The organism is Bradyrhizobium diazoefficiens USDA 110 (assembly GCF_000011365.1).
Taxonomy (GTDB): domain Bacteria; phylum Pseudomonadota; class Alphaproteobacteria; order Rhizobiales; family Xanthobacteraceae; genus Bradyrhizobium; species Bradyrhizobium diazoefficiens.
The window spans coordinates 1,883,015-1,898,375 of record NC_004463.1 but is presented as its reverse complement, the minus strand read 5'-3'; the positions used below and the strand labels follow the sequence as shown (position 1 = coordinate 1,898,375).

General features: G+C 58.3%; 12 protein-coding genes and 3 pseudogenes. 1 reads left to right on the top strand and 14 read right to left on the bottom strand.

What is annotated here, in order from left to right; genetic code table 11:
* Window positions 1-11: 11 nt before the first annotated feature.
* The 12 genes and pseudogenes from BJA_RS08750 to BJA_RS08700 all read right to left on the bottom strand — a co-directional run bounded on the left by BJA_RS08750 (window position 12) and on the right by BJA_RS08700 (window position 10,717).
* Window positions 12-1,141 (bottom strand): IS3-like element ISRj2 family transposase gene (locus BJA_RS08750; protein ID WP_085967575.1). Its coding sequence is split into 2 segments (ribosomal slippage): window positions 12-889 and window positions 889-1,141, totalling 1,131 coding nucleotides; the frame shifts between segments, so codons are not numbered across the junction.
* Between the two features lie 37 nt (window positions 1,142-1,178).
* Window positions 1,179-1,532 (bottom strand): hydrogenase nickel incorporation protein HypB, encoded by a 354-nt coding sequence (hypB, locus tag BJA_RS42860; RefSeq protein WP_011084543.1) that lies wholly within the window; start codon window positions 1,530-1,532, stop codon window positions 1,179-1,181.
* Window positions 1,478-1,780 (bottom strand): hypothetical protein, encoded by a 303-nt coding sequence (locus BJA_RS42855; protein ID WP_014497976.1) that lies wholly within the window; start codon window positions 1,778-1,780, stop codon window positions 1,478-1,480. Before BJA_RS42855 ends, hypB begins: the two co-directional genes overlap by 55 nt.
* A 209-nt stretch (window positions 1,781-1,989) precedes the next feature.
* The gene (gene hypA, locus BJA_RS08740; RefSeq protein WP_011084541.1) at window positions 1,990-2,331 is read right to left on the bottom strand and encodes a hydrogenase maturation nickel metallochaperone HypA; all 342 of its coding nucleotides are present in this window, start codon (window positions 2,329-2,331) and stop codon (window positions 1,990-1,992) included.
* Window positions 2,324-2,677, bottom strand: coding sequence for a nickel-dependent hydrogenase large subunit (locus BJA_RS42850; RefSeq protein WP_014497978.1), 354 nt, complete (start codon window positions 2,675-2,677; stop codon window positions 2,324-2,326). Before BJA_RS42850 ends, hypA begins: the two co-directional genes overlap by 8 nt.
* An 835-nt stretch (window positions 2,678-3,512) precedes the next feature.
* Window positions 3,513-4,369, bottom strand: a pseudogene (locus BJA_RS43975) (hydrogenase expression/formation protein).
* Window positions 4,370-4,941: 572 nt separating this feature from the next.
* The gene (locus BJA_RS08725; protein WP_011084536.1) at window positions 4,942-5,232 is read right to left on the bottom strand and encodes a HypC/HybG/HupF family hydrogenase formation chaperone; all 291 of its coding nucleotides are present in this window, start codon (window positions 5,230-5,232) and stop codon (window positions 4,942-4,944) included.
* 2 nt (window positions 5,233-5,234) lie between these two features.
* Window positions 5,235-5,833, bottom strand: a pseudogene (locus tag BJA_RS08720) (HyaD/HybD family hydrogenase maturation endopeptidase).
* A gap of 34 nt (window positions 5,834-5,867) precedes the next feature.
* Window positions 5,868-6,560, bottom strand: coding sequence for a Ni/Fe-hydrogenase, b-type cytochrome subunit (gene cybH, locus BJA_RS08715; RefSeq protein WP_014497983.1), 693 nt, complete (start codon window positions 6,558-6,560; stop codon window positions 5,868-5,870).
* A gap of 4 nt (window positions 6,561-6,564) precedes the next feature.
* Window positions 6,565-8,355, bottom strand: a complete 1,791-nt coding sequence (locus tag BJA_RS08710) for a nickel-dependent hydrogenase large subunit (protein WP_011084532.1) — start codon at window positions 8,353-8,355, stop codon at window positions 6,565-6,567.
* 13 nt (window positions 8,356-8,368) lie between these two features.
* Window positions 8,369-9,460 (bottom strand): hydrogenase small subunit, encoded by a 1,092-nt coding sequence (locus BJA_RS08705; protein ID WP_011084531.1) that lies wholly within the window; start codon window positions 9,458-9,460, stop codon window positions 8,369-8,371.
* Window positions 9,461-10,105: 645 nt separating this feature from the next.
* Window positions 10,106-10,717 (bottom strand): molybdate ABC transporter permease subunit, encoded by a 612-nt coding sequence (locus tag BJA_RS08700; RefSeq protein ID WP_011084530.1) that lies wholly within the window; start codon window positions 10,715-10,717, stop codon window positions 10,106-10,108.
* Window positions 10,718-11,824: 1,107 nt separating this feature from the next.
* On the opposite strand from BJA_RS08700, the gene dctA reads away from it, so the two are divergent.
* On the top strand, window positions 11,825-13,141 hold the full coding sequence (gene dctA, locus BJA_RS08695) for a C4-dicarboxylate transporter DctA (protein ID WP_011084529.1): 1,317 nt from the start codon (window positions 11,825-11,827) through the stop codon (window positions 13,139-13,141).
* Window positions 13,142-13,263: 122 nt separating this feature from the next.
* On the opposite strand, the pseudogene BJA_RS08690 reads toward dctA, so the two are convergent.
* Window positions 13,264-14,044 (bottom strand): annotated as a pseudogene (locus BJA_RS08690) (IS5-like element ISBj2 family transposase).
* A gap of 53 nt (window positions 14,045-14,097) precedes the next feature.
* Window positions 14,098-15,162, bottom strand: a complete 1,065-nt coding sequence (locus BJA_RS08685; RefSeq protein ID WP_011084514.1) for an IS630-like element ISRj1 family transposase — start codon at window positions 15,160-15,162, stop codon at window positions 14,098-14,100.
* Window positions 15,163-15,361: the final 199 nt, after the last annotated feature.

Below are 15,361 nucleotides of genomic sequence, written 5' to 3'. Positions count from 1 at the left end.
GTCGGCGACGGTCATGCGGCCATCACCATAGCTTGCGTGCCGAAGTAAGCCTCGTCGGGCGTGCGCCCGTCAAGGCTCGAGTGAGGGCGTCCCTGATTGTAGAAGGCCAGATACTTGGCAATTGACGCTCGCGCCTCGGACACGCTGTCGTAGGCGCGGAGATAAACTTCTTCGTATTTGACCGTGCGCCAGAGCCGCTCGACAAACACGTTGTCGCGCCAGGCGCCCTTGCCGTCCATGCTGATGGCGATCTTCGCGTCCAGCAGCACATCGGTGAACTCGAGGCTGGTGAACTGGCTGCCCTGATCCGTGTTGAAAATCTCGGGTCTGCCGTGCTTCGCCAACGCCTCCTGGACCGCTTGGACGCAGAAGGCCGCCTCCATTGTGATCGAGACGCGATGGGCCAGGACCCGTCGGCTGAACACATCGACGACCGCCGCGAGATAGACGAAGCCACGCCGCATCGGAATGTAGGTGATGTCCATTGCCCACGCATGGTCGGGCCGCTCGATCTTCAATCCGCGCAACAAGTACGGGTAGATCTTGTGACCCGGAGCCGGCTTGCTCGTGTTCGGGCGACGATAGACCGCCTCGATCCCCATGCGCTTCATCAGCGTCGCGATGTGGCGGCGACCGGCGTATACCCCCTCCCGCCGCAGCAACGATCGCAGCATACGCGCTCCCGCGAAGGGATAATCGAGATGCAGCTCATCGAGCCGACGCATCAAGGCAAGGTCCTCGGCCGAAACTGGCCGAGGTTCATAGTAGACCGTGCTGCGAGCCAGCTTCAGGACCTTCGCCTGGCGCACGATAGAAAGATCATGACCGCGGTCGATCATCGCTTTGCGCTCAGCAGGCCCGCCTTGGTGAGCGCGCCGGACAAAAAATCGTTTTCCAACGCCAGCTCGCCGATCTTGGCATGTAACGCCTTCAAATCGACCGGCGTCTCGGCCGATGTCTTGTCATGCCCAAACACGCCGGCGGCGCCTTCCAGGAGCTGGTTTTTCCAGATCGTGATCTGGTTCGGATGAACATCAAACAGTTGCGCCAGCTCCGCCAGTGTCTTGTCTCCTTTGACCGCAGCCAAAGCAACCTTCGCCTTGAATGCCGGAGAATGCGTCCGGCGGCTCTTCTTCGTCATCTTCGCTCCTGATTCGCAGCAAGAATCCTCGCCGCTGTCAGGCAGAAAATCCACTCAAGCTACTGTCCGAATTTGCGAGGCCAGCTCTCTCGATGGTCTTTTCCAAATCGAATTCAAGCAGCGGCGCCAGATCGATCTTGTTGATCACCACGAGGGATGAAGCAGCAAACATATCAGGACATTTGAGGGGCTTGTCTTCACCTTCCGTAATCGAGAACACCACGATCTTGCAGGCCTCGCCAAGATCGAAGGCAGCGGGACAGATCAGATTACCGACGTTCTCGATGAAGAGAATGCCGCCTGAAAGCAGGGGCAAGCGGCGATAAGCTCCGCCGATCATTGCAGCATCGAGATGACAATTCTTGCCGGTATTGATTTGAACGGCTGGCACGCCGACAGCCTGAATACGTTCAGCGTCGTTCGAGGTCTGCTGGTCGCTTCGATGACACCGACCGGGCGGCTGCGCTTGAGCTCGGACGCGGCACGGACCAGCAGCGTCGTTTTACCTGCACCGGGACTGGATAAAAGATTAAACACGAGAACGTCATCGGCAAGGAAGAGGGCCCGGTTGACCGCCGCAATCCCATTATTCTTGCCCAGGATATCGCGCTCGATCTCGATGACCTGCTTTCCGCTCATGCCCCCGACCCTTGAATCAGCCGAGCCGGCGCCGCCGCTCGGAAGCGGCTGTATGCCATGTGCCTGATGGTGGGCCGGCCGGCGAAGAGGAGAATGGCCATCGCAAGAGTCCCGCACATGGTCATTGTATCGCTCGTGGCTCTTCGCATCATTTGTCCTCGAGTGTTTGGTCGTCGGTGTACCTTCCGTGCAGCCGCAAACGGTACACATCAATCGATCTCCAGCGCTTTCACGCGCATCTGTTCGCCCGCGGTTACCTGCAACTGATAACTGCCGCAGCAAGGACAGCAATCACCCCGGCGTGCAATTTCAACGCTCTTCGAACAGCTCATGCACCAGGCAACGCCCGGTAGTTCAACGATATTAAGCGCGGCGCCTTCGGCAACGGTCCGCATTGCAGCGACAGCAAAGCAGAACCTGATCGCTTCAGGCGCGGCATGACTCAGCGTTCCCAATTCCAAACAGACGCTCCGCACCCGCGAAGAGGATCGCTCCCGTACCTTCTCCTCGACGATCTGAATGATCCCCATGCAAATGGCCATTTCATGCATCGTGAAATTCACGAAAATTGAGAGTGAACCCGACGCACGGATCCAGCGACGCAATCACCGCGTGGACTGCATCACAGCGCCGCGGAGCTGTCAGCACGGCGCCCTGCAGGTTCCGTACAAGCGGTCCGCGCTTATGGAAATTCCACTCCGTCGGCGCCAGGAATTCGAAGCGAGATATCCGGCCGTGAGCGTCAAGCTCAACAGCGTGGTAGAGACGTCCCCTGGCGCATTCGACCGCGGCCGCTGCACGACCGGGCCCAAGCTTATATCTTTCGATAATCCCATGCTCTGCGGTATCCGGCTGAGCGCCGGCCTCAAGCCAGGCACATAGCCCGGACGATTTCAACTATTCTGGCCATCAGCCGCTCGGCCGCACCGAAGGGTCTCAGCAAGAACCGATCCCGGGTCATTTGGCGCGCCCAAGGACCCGTCTCGGGCACATGTCCTTCCAGATCCGGACAATCGCAAAACGTCGAATCATCCCCGAGCAATCGCTTCGCGATGTTGAAGTCGTCAGCAGCGGACAGGAACGAGTATGCTGCCGGAGCCGACTTCAAGCCGGCCTCATGAAGCGCCGCGACGCGAAGCGACAGTGGGCTGCCGGACCTGAGCGCGCGTCCCTCATTCGGTACGCCCAGCGCGGCCAGCGCCGCCGCGATCCGCGCTGTTGCTTCCCGTTGAGGGGGGGCACGAGGCTCGCTGGGCGGAGCGAACAAGCGCTGACAATTCCGACATCAGGGAGCGGATTGCTGCCGCACTGGCGACCTCTAGCGTGAGATGTCCGGCAAATAGGCCCCGTGCCAAATCCATGATGCGCTCGGTAACGATCAGCGCAATACGATGCTGTTTTTTTTGCGAGGGTGATCACTTCGTCGCGCGCCGTTTCGATCGCGGTCAACAGTGCGGTTTGCTGCGCAGCGGCACATAACGCGAAGAGCCGCGGCACTGCGTTGAGCAGTGACGAGGCCTGCTTTCCGGCGAATATCCGACCCAGCGGCGGCCGGACTCGCGGCTGGATCTCGACCGAGGCGACTACGTCGGCAGCTAGCAATACGCGGACATGGATTTTGTTGCTTGCAGTGAGGTTCATGCGCAATGCTGCCCCCTCCCCCCGCGCAAGCTATGATCCATCCGAAGGCGCCGTCTGTGGGAACGCAACTGATGTCGAGTGCCCGAGCGCATCATGTGAAGTACGCCTCGAGAATTTCCTGCACGCGTCCGGCAGAGTCCTGGAAATCCTCGTCGGCAGCCAACGCAACAATCGGCACGCCCCCGACCTCCACCGTATCAAGGATGATGTTGTCCGTAGAATTGAAGAACTGCACGGACCAAACATTCCTAGTCCCGGTTGCCTGCACTCTGCAGGCACCGTAGCCCCGCAACATGAGTTGGACGGGTCCGTTGCCCAAGCTTTGCTGCAGGAATGTCAAGTCGACAACGCTCATTGGCAGTAACGTCAGATTGATGACATGCGCATTCATGCAAAATTGCCAGACGCTGGCCCGCTCGCGTATTTCGGCCAGCACCGGTTGAACGTTCATCGCGCCATCCGGCGGCGTGTCAATCAGAAGTTCGGTTGATGTCAGGTCAGTTGCGGCACGCCGGACAATCTGCGGAATCGCTCCAACCTCGACATATTCGTGCGCCGGTTCGGTTCCGATGCGCACGCGCCAGATTCCGGCATGCACGGACTCCCGGATTTGTGCCAAACTGCCGTCCGGCAACGCAACCACCCGGTCACCTCGCCTTCCCCGAGCAATTCGTCAATCAGCTTGCGCTCGGCATCGCTGAAATTTGCGAGTCCGTACAATTGTGTCGGATCACCGCTTCTCTGACCCCCAACAGCAGCAGCGACATTTGACATTAGCAGGGCAGCGTTCGGATACTTCCTTGCACGTTCGTCGCAAACCCGCCAAACGCGATTGACAAGCGCACTTGTCGCGCCGCGATAGAATACATCGAGAGTTCCAGAACCTGTGGTAAAGCCGCTCGCCGCGCGGCCGGCGCCGCCAGATACAACGGGGATCGCTGCTTTCACGATGCGATGTTCCATTGTCTGTGTCGAGGGGTATTGCACTTGACGGCGCCGGTGCTGCCGGCGAGTGCCCAAAGGATCGGTGAGGAGATGCGGTTGATCGTGAGCAAACGATCCGGTCTCTTGCCGATCAGGCAGAGTATATTGTTCCTCGGGGATAGGCGCGGCGTCGACAGTCTACGCTGGCCGGGCCGGCCGGTCAGTGTGCCACCAGGGCCGCGCGAGGGTGCTTCACTGATCCGCAGAATATGTAGGGGATCAGCCGCCGGCAGCGGCATCAAGGTCGCCTTCCTGGGAACGTGCGCGACCAGGCGCGCATCGGCGCTAACGCCCTCCACGTCGTCGGACGGAGCGGGCCGTGTCAGAGCATGCTGAGCCGGCTGCAACTTCATCACACTCCTCTCTGATCATGATCGGTTCTGCCAGCATGGCGGTTAGCAAGGCGCATGCCAATCATCTCTAGGTGCGCGAGTCGCGTTCGACCCAACGGCGTAGCGCCTGACGTTGTCCAAGCCGATGGTCCTGCGACTGGAATCCGGTCTATGAACCCCAGCCGGTGCAAGGGAGCGGAAGCGCTAGCGTAGGTGCTCCGGCAATTGCGGCTCGTGACCGATCAAGTCCGCAAAGAAGCGATCGCAGCTCTGACCGTTGAGGCTGGCCTCAAGCCCGTCAAGTGCTTTGCAGATCAGCCTTGCTTCGTTTTCGTCCAGGAGCCGCACTGCGCTGTCGATATGAACGAGCACCTTGGCGCCGGCCCGTACATCAGCGAGCAGCACGACGGAGATGCGCCGCTGCTCATTGCCATACTCGCATAACGCGGTGACACCGTCGGTCTCGACAATCGTCATTGGCAAGCCAAGGCACATAATCAGCCGCAGGCCGCTAGATCGGCTCTGCCTTTCATTTCATAATTCGCATGGTCAATATTGTTCGCCAACAGCCGTTCTGATGCAGGCAGCGGCGCACTCCGCGGTTTTGCCGGCGAGTCCCACTGCTCTAGGAGCTTACAGGCCAGTCTAATCGCGGGGGGAATCTGAAAGCGCACCGGCGCGGTCAGCGGACCGCCCCAATTCTCCAGATCCATCGGCTGGCAGCCGATAAGAGCGAGCTCTCGCGGGCGGCGGCCAAGCAAATCGGCCGCGCTCAAGACCTCCTGGAAGCCCATCTGATGCAGGCTCACCTTCTTGGCCCCCGTGAATTTTGGCACTTCGTCATCTCGTACAAGCTCCAACTGCCCGGGCAGCAATCCATAGTCGATGGCGTCGAACACGATCAGGCAGTCGGCCCCCTCAAGAAAACTAACGAGGTAGAGCCCCTGGGTGCCGCCATCGAGAACGGTGACGTATCATCGACCGCGTAGCTACGATGAAACTCCTCGACCGCACGCACACCGAATCCCTCATCGGCCCACAGAATATTGCCAATGCCGAGCACCAAAATCCGCTTTTTCTCTGTTGAATTGAGCATCCGCTTCCCAGTCAATCGCCAAACCAATGCTCACCTACTTGATAGAAGGGAAGCTGCGGCGCGACACGACGTCGTCCCAGAGCACCGCGTAGATGTGGACCAGCGCGAACATCACGATCACCCACAGGCCGAGATGATGCCAGGTGTGAAAGTCCTGGCTGTTCGGCCAGAGTGAAAACACCCAGCCGAACACCTTGTACTGCCAGCTGTCAGTACCGGCACCTTGCCCGTAAAGTGCAAAGCCGGTGACGACCATGAACGTGATCGTCTGCGTAAACATGAAGAACATTGCTAGCTGAGCAAGGCGGTTGTGCCCGAGGCCCCTTTCAGGCTCAACCGCAAGGAACGAATACCGGCGAATCTCGTGGTGCAACTCCCGCCAAAAGCACCGGCGCCAAAGCGGCACGCAAAAGATCTGCATGGCGTGCGCGTTTCCCATCAAGGCCCAGTAGATACGCAGAAGAAAGCCGGCGCTGAGTACATATCCCGCCGAGAAATGAGCAAAGCGGATATAGCCGAATAGAAAACCGCCGCTTGCCATTCCCCATATCGCCGGTGTCCCGGTTCCAATAAGATAGCCTGTTAAACTCAGTACCAGAATCGCGGCTGCATTAGCCCAATGCCAGAGTCGCACCAGCGCATAAATGTGGGCGGTGCCCCCACGGATGCTGCGACCAGCCAGTGCCGCATCGGCGGCGGCAAGAAACTTCTGAGCCCTGTTCCGCATGGGCCTAACGAACTCTAATTGAGGCCATTTCTTGACCCTCATGACTCATCACGTGCGTCGAGCAAGCCAAGCACGGATCAAAGGAGTGGATGGTGCGCAAAATCTCCAACGGGCGCTGCGGATCGGCCATCGGAGTGCCGATCAGCGAAGCTTCAAAAGCGCCAATATTGCCGCTTGAATCGCGAGGAGATCCGTTCCATGTCGTCGGCACGACACATTGATAGTTGTCAATCTTAGCGTCCTTGATCGTAATCCAGTGCCCGAGCGCACCGCGAGGCGCCTCAGTGAACCCGTAGCCTTTGGCTTCCTTGCGCCAGGTTTCCGGCCTCCACCTGCTGATATCGGCAGTTGCCGTGTTGCCCGCCTTGATGTTGATTACCAGCTTATCCTGGAAATGGCGCATCTGATGCGCCGCCCATTGGCATTCGAGCGCCCGCGCCGCAGTACGGCCAAGGGTCGAGAACAGCGCAGTCACGGGAAGATTGAGCCCCTTGAGCAGTCTCTCGGCGGGCTCCTTGAACTCGGCTTTGCCTTGCGCATAACCGATAATGTATCGGGCCAACGGCCCAACCTCCACGGCGCGGCCGCGCCATCGCGGCGCTTTGATCCAGGAATATTTGCCGCCTTCGTCGAGTTCTTTAATATCTGTCTTGCTGCCTTTGAGTTTTGGCCCAAGTTCAAAACTCGGCTCGGTGATACCATCCCAGGGAAGCAGTCCGCAGCAATGGCCGGGGTATTTATACCATGAATGCGCGACGAATTCCTGGATCTGTTCGGGATCACCATGGTCGATCGGCAATATCTCCTTGAGATTGCCATCAAGAATGACCCCGCGCGGCAGCTTGAAACTCTCGCCGGAACAGTCATTGGCCTTTTCGGGGATATCGCCATAGGACATCACGCTTTTGCTCGAAAGACCGCCGCCGTGGAGCCAGTCCTTATAGTACGAAAAGATCGCGGCAATGTCGGGCAGATAGACCTGCTCGACAAACTCGATCGAACGGTCGATGATGGAGGATATAATGTTCAGTCGCTCCATGCCGATTGCGCCCACCGCTCCGATTCCGTCGATGTTGATCGCGCACGGCACGCCGCCCACCAGCCAATTTGGATGCGGGTTCTTGCCGCCATAAATCGCTTGGGTTTTGACGATCTCCTTCTGGAAGTCGAGTGCTTCAAGATAATGAGCTACCGCTATCAGGTTCGCTTCCGGTGGCAGTTTGTAGGCCGGATGCCCCCAATAGCCATTCTTGAACGGACCGAGTTGCCCTGATCCGAAGAATTTGCCGAGCCGGATCTGTAGATCCTTGAAATAGCCAGGGGATGACAGCGGCCAGGGCGAGATAGATTGCGCCAGTGTAGAGGTCGACTTGGGATCGTCCTTGAGGGCGGAGACCACGTCGACCCAATCCAACGAATGGAGGTGATAGAAATGTACGAGGTGATCATGCACGAGCAGGCACAGCTGCATGATGTTGCGGATCGAATTTGCATTCTCCGGAATCGTAATTCCTAGTGCATTTTCAACCGCGCGCACGGAGGTGAGCGCATGGGTACCGGTGCAGACCCCGCAAATCCGCTCGGTGAACGCCCATGCGTCGCGCGGATCGCGCCCACGCAGGATGACTTCGATGCCACGCCAAATCGTCCCGCTTGAGACTGCATTGCGGATCACATTGTCGGAATCGAGATTAGCTTCGATGCGCAGGTGGCCTTCGATGCGAGTCAGCGGATCGATAACGATTCGCTTGCCGGAACGATCGAGATTGAACCCATTCGGCGTCTGGACGGCCACCGTCGTTACCTCCTCAACTCGGCTTGCCTTTGTGGGCAGGGCGATCCGGCCGGTGCCTCAACCGCTTCGCGGCGGTGACCGCCGCGTGGGCAGCGACCGCTAGCCCCACCACGCCGGCAGCGGCCATGCCGATCTCGTCGGCGTTCTGCTCGATGCCGAACTGCTTGATGGTCGTGAGTCGGTCGTAAAATGACCCTTTATCCCAGAAGCCATCTTCGGAGCAGCCGAGACAGCCGTGGCCGGATTGAATGGGAAATGAAACGCCGCCGTTCCACCGAAGGGCCGAACAGGCATTGTAGGTGGTTGGTCCCTTGCAGCCCAACTTGTACAAGCAATAGCCCTTGCGTGCGTTGGTGTCGTCCCACTCTTCGACGAATTGACCAGCGTCGAAATGGGACCGCCGGTAGCACTTATCGTGAATGCGCTCGGAATAAAACATACTTGGACGCCCTTGGTGATCAAGCTTTGGAAGCTTTCCGAACGTGGTAATGAAAGTCACGAGGCCGCTCATGACCTCTGCGATCGGCGGGCCCCCGGGCACCTTGATGAAGGGCCTGTTGGTGATTAACTTATCGATCGGCACCGCGCGAGTCGGATTTGGCTTGGCCGCCTGCACGCATCCCCAGGACGCACACGTGCCCCAAGCGACGATCGCCATGGACTCTTCCGCCATCGACGTGAGCTTTTCAACGAACGGCTTGCCGCCGTCAATGCAGAACATGCCACCCTCGTTCAAGGGCGGGTTACCTTCAACGGCAAGCACATATCCGCCTTTGTACCTGGCACGGGTTTCCTCCAGGATGGCCTCAGCCTGGTGTCCTGCCGCCGCCATGATCATATGGTCATAGTCGAGCGAAATCATCGACAGCAGCGCGTCCTTGATCAAGGGATGAGCCGAGCGGATAAAGCTTTCCGAGCAGCAGGTACACTCAAGCCCGTGCAGCCAGATGACGGGCACTCGCGGTTTGGTTTCCAGGGCGTGCGCAATACTGCTTGCACCAAGCCCCAAGCTCGCGGCCGTGAAACTGCAGAATTTAAGGAAACTGCGACGCGTGATACCCTGTCGTCTGATCACGCCGTAGAAGGTTTCCGTTGCATCACCCATGAAACCTTCCAAGCGAGTTGTCGCCAGCGTTACGATTGGTGATGTTCGGCAAGAAACAAGCCAGCAGAGCGAAACACCTGAAAGATAACAAGCCACCGCTTTAAGATTTTCGGCTTGTCGAATCCGGCCAGCGTCCCAGAAGCTAGGCCATTGATCTGCTACGCTATTGGTGTCCAGTTTTCGACGTCGATGTGAGCACTTTAACAAATCAAGCCGATCGTTCACCGCTGAAGGGAACTACGCTCCTGCAGGCGGCACTCATGATGCCGATTGTTGAATAGAATTGGTTCAGTCGACGGGCACCACATTGCCCGGCCTCAATCAGACTTGCCGATCGCTGACCAACGGTGCGTTAAAGCGCTCATAATCGAACCTAATGCAGGCAGCACGTACCAACGCGGTTGCCGAGCAAGGAACAGAGCCCGCAAGGGACTGAGAATGTGGTGCGCACGTTGGCTTGACTTTAGGTCTGATTTGATCCGATCTGCCCCTGGTTCCAAGGGGCTCGTCGCCTACGGGGCTGTGCGCGGCGACAGGCTGGACGTTTAGAGCGATCGCCCTGGCAAACCTAAGATGATTCGTTGCCTCGCCCGGTACAATGTCTGTCGATGATGGCTAAGGTGAAGATTGTCGCAAATGCGAACATCACCATACCAGCGGCAACCACACTTCCTCGTGCCAGCGCGGCTCTTGGACGTAGTCCACGACATAGGCCGACAACACCTTGGTGCGTCCAGGAATATTTCCGCCGATCATCATCACGACGCCGAATGTGCCTATCGTGTGAGAAAATCCAAGCACGGCCGCTTTAACGAGCTCCAGTCGCGCCAGCGGTGCGATGATAGCAACGAAGCCATACAATGGCGAAACACGCCCTGTCATTTCCAACGGGTGATCGCCAACCGCAAGAAAGGCGTTACGTATCGGCTGCACGACCAATGGCAGCGCCGAGAGCACCGATCCGACCACGATCCCGACGAAGGTAAGAGCGAGCGTGCGCTCGCCCCAGAAAGAGGCGAGAACGCCGCCGGGTCCGTCGGGGCCGAGCAGAACGAGTACGCAAAAGCCGAGAGCCGCTGGGGGTAGTACCAGCGGAAGGGCAATTAGCGCAGCGACAGCCTCGCTCAGAAAAGTCTTTGAACGCGCCAGCCACCAGGCGAGGGGCACACCAATCACGAGGAGGATCACGGTCGTCACGCTAGCGAGCTCTATCGTGAGCGCAATGGATTGCGAGATCTCTGACGAATCAAAATCCATGTGCGTCAGCCCGCCAACGAGCGCAGGTCGCCGTATCGCGATAGTGATTGCCTGCACGTCGGGCTGCCCAGCGATGTGGTGCGAATAGCCATTTGTTCGTGCGGCAGCTCGCTCTGTCCCCCAAATTTACGCGCACCGTTTCTGCGAGCAAGAGCAGCATCGCAAGGCTCATCGGCAACTCCTGTGACAAGTCCGCTTCGTCCCACCCGACGGCGGCAGCTTCTCATTTGTCATCAGCAATTCGAGTGCCACGTGCGAACAGCGGCGGCGCTATGCTTATGTGAAAGCACTTTGCGTAGACGCCGACGTCACCGTGGAGTGGACCTAACGCTTTGTCAGGTTTCTGGCATCTTTGTTTCCAAGCGGACAGCAACAGCCGCCCAACGAAAACGGCAGACTCGACTCGAGAAATGCCTGTTTGGTTTGTCGGCGGCTCAAATCCCGTGCTCGCAGGGTCGGTAGCTGAACCGATCGCAAGAAGCCTGCCGGTCGGCAGCTACGCAAACGAAGTAGCTGAAAACTCGTCGTAAGGCTGGTTCGGCGACGCGGCAAAGGCGCGAGGGGCCGCGAGCGACGGCCGCTCCCCTGACCGGCTTAGCTTGCACATCGTCAGCACAGGCGTGGAGACAAACGCCGCGTCATCGACGAGATTGGCCGCTTGCGGAAAAACGCAGTCATCCATCAGAGGTCCTACCCGGGCAACGCAGCTCCTAGCCAGACTTCCATTCGGTAAATGCGTTCAATCCAAAATAGCAATTTTACCAACTGCACGTACTGCTGCACGATCTCAACACTCCAGCATTCCGCTAATGCGCGCTACGCTGCAGCCTAATGTTCGACCTTGCGAACACGGCTAAGAGCACTCAAGCCGATGCCACCGAAGGGAGGCCATTGTCCGCGACTTTTTAGTCCGCCGCAGTTTGGGATTTGGTGCATATCTTGCTTAGCGAGAAAGGACAACGCAACTAAACGCCTGCCTTTGGAAAGACGCGCCGGCTCTCGGACGCGTCTTCAATCGCGCAAGGCTATAATGATTAGTCTCGTATGACACTGTCGCCTCTCACCGAGCCGCGGCACACATTCGAGTATATTCGGGAAGGAAGCGTCATGACCACCATGGCAACCGCGGCGCCTGTGCGCGCGTCGCAAGCTTGGTATAAGATACTCTACGTCCAGGTGCTGATCGCAATCCTAATTGGCGCCATGGTTGGCTGCCTATGGCCGTCTGTCGCCACAAACGACTGGGTCAAGGCGCTCGGTGATGGGTTCATCAAGCTCATCAAGATGGTGATCGCGCCCATTATTTTCTGCACCGTCACGTCTGGCATTGCGCATATTCAAGATGCCAAGAAAGTCGGGTGCGTCGGCGTCAAGGCGCTGTTCTATTTCGAGATCGTCTCCAGCTTTGCCTTGCTGTTGGGCCTTGCCATGGGCAATCTGGTCCGGATTGGCCATGGCCTTGCGGTCAAACCGGATGCTGCGGCGGTCGCCAATTACGTCAAGCAGGCGGAAGCCTCGAAAACCGTCGACTTTATTCTCAACATCATTCCCGATAGCGTGGTCGGCGCCTTCGCTCGCGGCGATGTTCTGCAGGTTCTCCTGTTCGCGATCCTTTTTGGCTTCTCGCTGATGGCGTTGGGAAAGCGTGGCGAGCGTCTGCGCGGCATGATTGACGACGTCGCGCACGCGGTGTTCGGGGTAATAGCTATTGTAATGAAAGCGGCCCCGATCGGCGCCTTCGGCGCCATGGCTTTCACAGTCGGCAAGTTCGGGCCCGCAGCACTCGGCAATCTGATCGGTCTGATCGCGCTGTTTTACGTGACTGCTGCCCTATTCGTAGTAGTCGTGCTTGGTCTGATCGCCCGCCTCGTCGGCTTTTCAATCTTCAAGTTCCTTATCTATATTAAAGACGAGCTTCTGATCGTGCTCGGTACTTCATCCTCCGAAAGCGCGCTCCCTCAATTGATGGAGAAGCTCGAGCGGCTGGGCTGCTCCAAGCCGGTGGTCGGGCTGGTGGTGCCGACTGGCTACTCCTTCAACCTTGACGGCACCAATATCTATATGACACTTGCAACATTGTTCATTGCCCAGGCACTCGGTGTCGATCTCAGCTTTGGCCAGCAGCTCACGATCCTGCTAGTAGCAATGCTAACTTCGAAGGGAGCAAGCGGCGTCACCGGCGCAGGCTTTATCACGCTCGCTGCGACATTATCGGTAGTAAACCCAGCTCTGGTGCCGGGCATGGCAATCGTGTTTTCTATCGACAAGTTCATGAGCGAGGTGCGCGCCCTCACCAACATCATCGGCAATGGCATCGCGGCTGTGTTCGTATCCTGGTGGGAAAGCGAGCTCGATCACGTGACGCTGCAGACTCGGCTCAACAAGTCCACCGCTTCCACTACTATCGACACTACAAGCACATGAGGTAGGTCCCGGATCTGAACCGCCGCCATTCGGACACGAATACTCCCCCTGCGCTCTCCGGCGCACAGCATTATTCCGCGCCGCAGCCAGGGCAGCTGCCCCTGAGAGGCTAGGGTCCAGACTCAATTGAGCCAATATGCGACGAGAGCGGCGAGATGAACAGCGGCCAAAAAATTACGGGCGAGCTTGTCATATCGCGTGGCGATGCGCCGGAAGTCCTTGAGCCTGCAAAAGCAGCGTTCGATGACATTTCGTCCTTTGTAGGCGCGTTTGTTGAAGCGATGGATGACGACACGGTTAGATTTATTGGGGATTACGGGCTTGGCGCCACGACGAATGATTTCGCCGCGAAGCTTGTCGCCATCATACCCTTTGTCGGCGAGGAGCACGCTCATGGGTGGCGCGAGCGCCAGGACATCGGAGCCGCAGCGATATCGGCATCCTGGCCTGGAGTCAGATGCAGGACGACCGGCCGGCAGAGCGGATCGCTCAGCGCATGGATTTTTGTCGTGCGGCCTCCGCGCGAGCGGCCGATTGCTTGATTGTGCTTCCCCTTTTCCGCCGGAGGCACACCGGTGAGCTTTAATCGAGGTCGAGTCGAGCGACAGTACGACGCCGTCTTCGCCAGGCTTGGCCAGCGCTTCGAAGATTGCGCACCATCGTCCTCGCTTGGCCCAGCGATTGAAGCGATTGTAGATCGTCGTGTAAGGGCCGTATTCACGTGGACAATCACGCCATCGTGCACCCGATTGCAGCATGTGAATGATGCCGCTGACGATGCGTCGGTCGTCGTCCCGATCCGGCCCCGTCAGTCCCCTCGGCAGATGCGGTTCGATACGCGCCCATTGCCTGTCGTTCAGCCAAAACAAACCAGCGCGCATTCTCTCGCCCCCGAATCAACACGTAGGCAAGAGAATCACGTGGCGCTATTTAGGTACAGACCCTAGTACCCGGAATCAGAGCTGAGTGATACGGCGGCCTTTGAAACGGCGTTGACGGACCTTTTTCTTGGTCCAGACGAAGGGCTCGGCTCTGTCGTTGTATGCGTTGACGTAGGCATCGATGTGTTCCTGAAGCTGCTTGAGGCTCGTGAAGGAGGTGCCGCTGAGCGACTGCCCCTGCAAGATGGAAAACCATACTTCGACCTGATTGAGCCATGACGCACTTGTCGGCGTGAAATGAAATTGCACGTTGGGGTGGGCCTTGAGCCAGTCCTCGTTCTTTTTATGGGTGTTGAGGTTGTCGAGGATGACGTGAAGCTTGCGGTTCGGAAAAGTCGCGGTGACGCTGTTCATGAAATCGAGAAACTCGACGCGGCGCCGGCGTTTTGAATGGGTCGCGATGATCTTTCCGGTGGCGACTTCGAGCGCCGCAAACAATGTTGTGGTGCCATGCCGCTTGTAATCGTGGCTTTGGCCGGTTAAGGCGCGGCCATTGGGCAACTTCAGATAACCCTGCGCTCGCTCCAAAGCCTGGATCGAGGGCTTCTCGTCCACGCACAGCACAATGGCCTTCGCCGGCGGCGCGACATAGAGGCCGACAACATCGGCGGCTTTGGCCGTAAAGTTCGGGTCGTTGCTCTCGCACCAGGACTTGCGAGCCACCAGGTCAATCTTGTGGCTGCGCAGGAACCGCCAGACATATTGGACATCGACATCGCCCAGCGCCTCGGCCAGCAGGGGGCCGGTCCAGCGCGCAAACCCTTGCGGTGGCGGCTTATCCAGCAGCTTCAGAATCCGCTTGTCGGTCGTCTTCGTATAGATCGGCTGCTTGCCAGGCCGCGGCTTGTCTTGCAGCCCTTCAAGGCCATGGTCGGCATAGCGATGCCGCCAAAGGCTGACAATCCGCGGCTGGACCCCAACTTCCTTGGCGATCGACCGGGTGCTGCGCCCATCCGCCGCCAACAGAACTATCCGCGCCCGCTTCAAATCGCGCTGCAACGTCACCGGTGAGCGACAGCACGCCTCAAGCACCTTGCGATCTTTCCTCGAAAGGTGGACTTCTCTTGCTTCGGGTATCATCCCGACCTTGAATCACGACTCACGTTCCAAGAAAAGTGGGTACTAGCGAGAAAAGAGGCAGGAGCTTTTTCAGGGTTTCGCTTTCGCACTCAAGGGCTACCGGCCATCTGAACGCTTGTGCAACATTTTTGCCAAGCCGATGACGGGACTGACGGACTAGGTATTGGTCCGCCTACGAAGATCCATATGCACGTCGCTC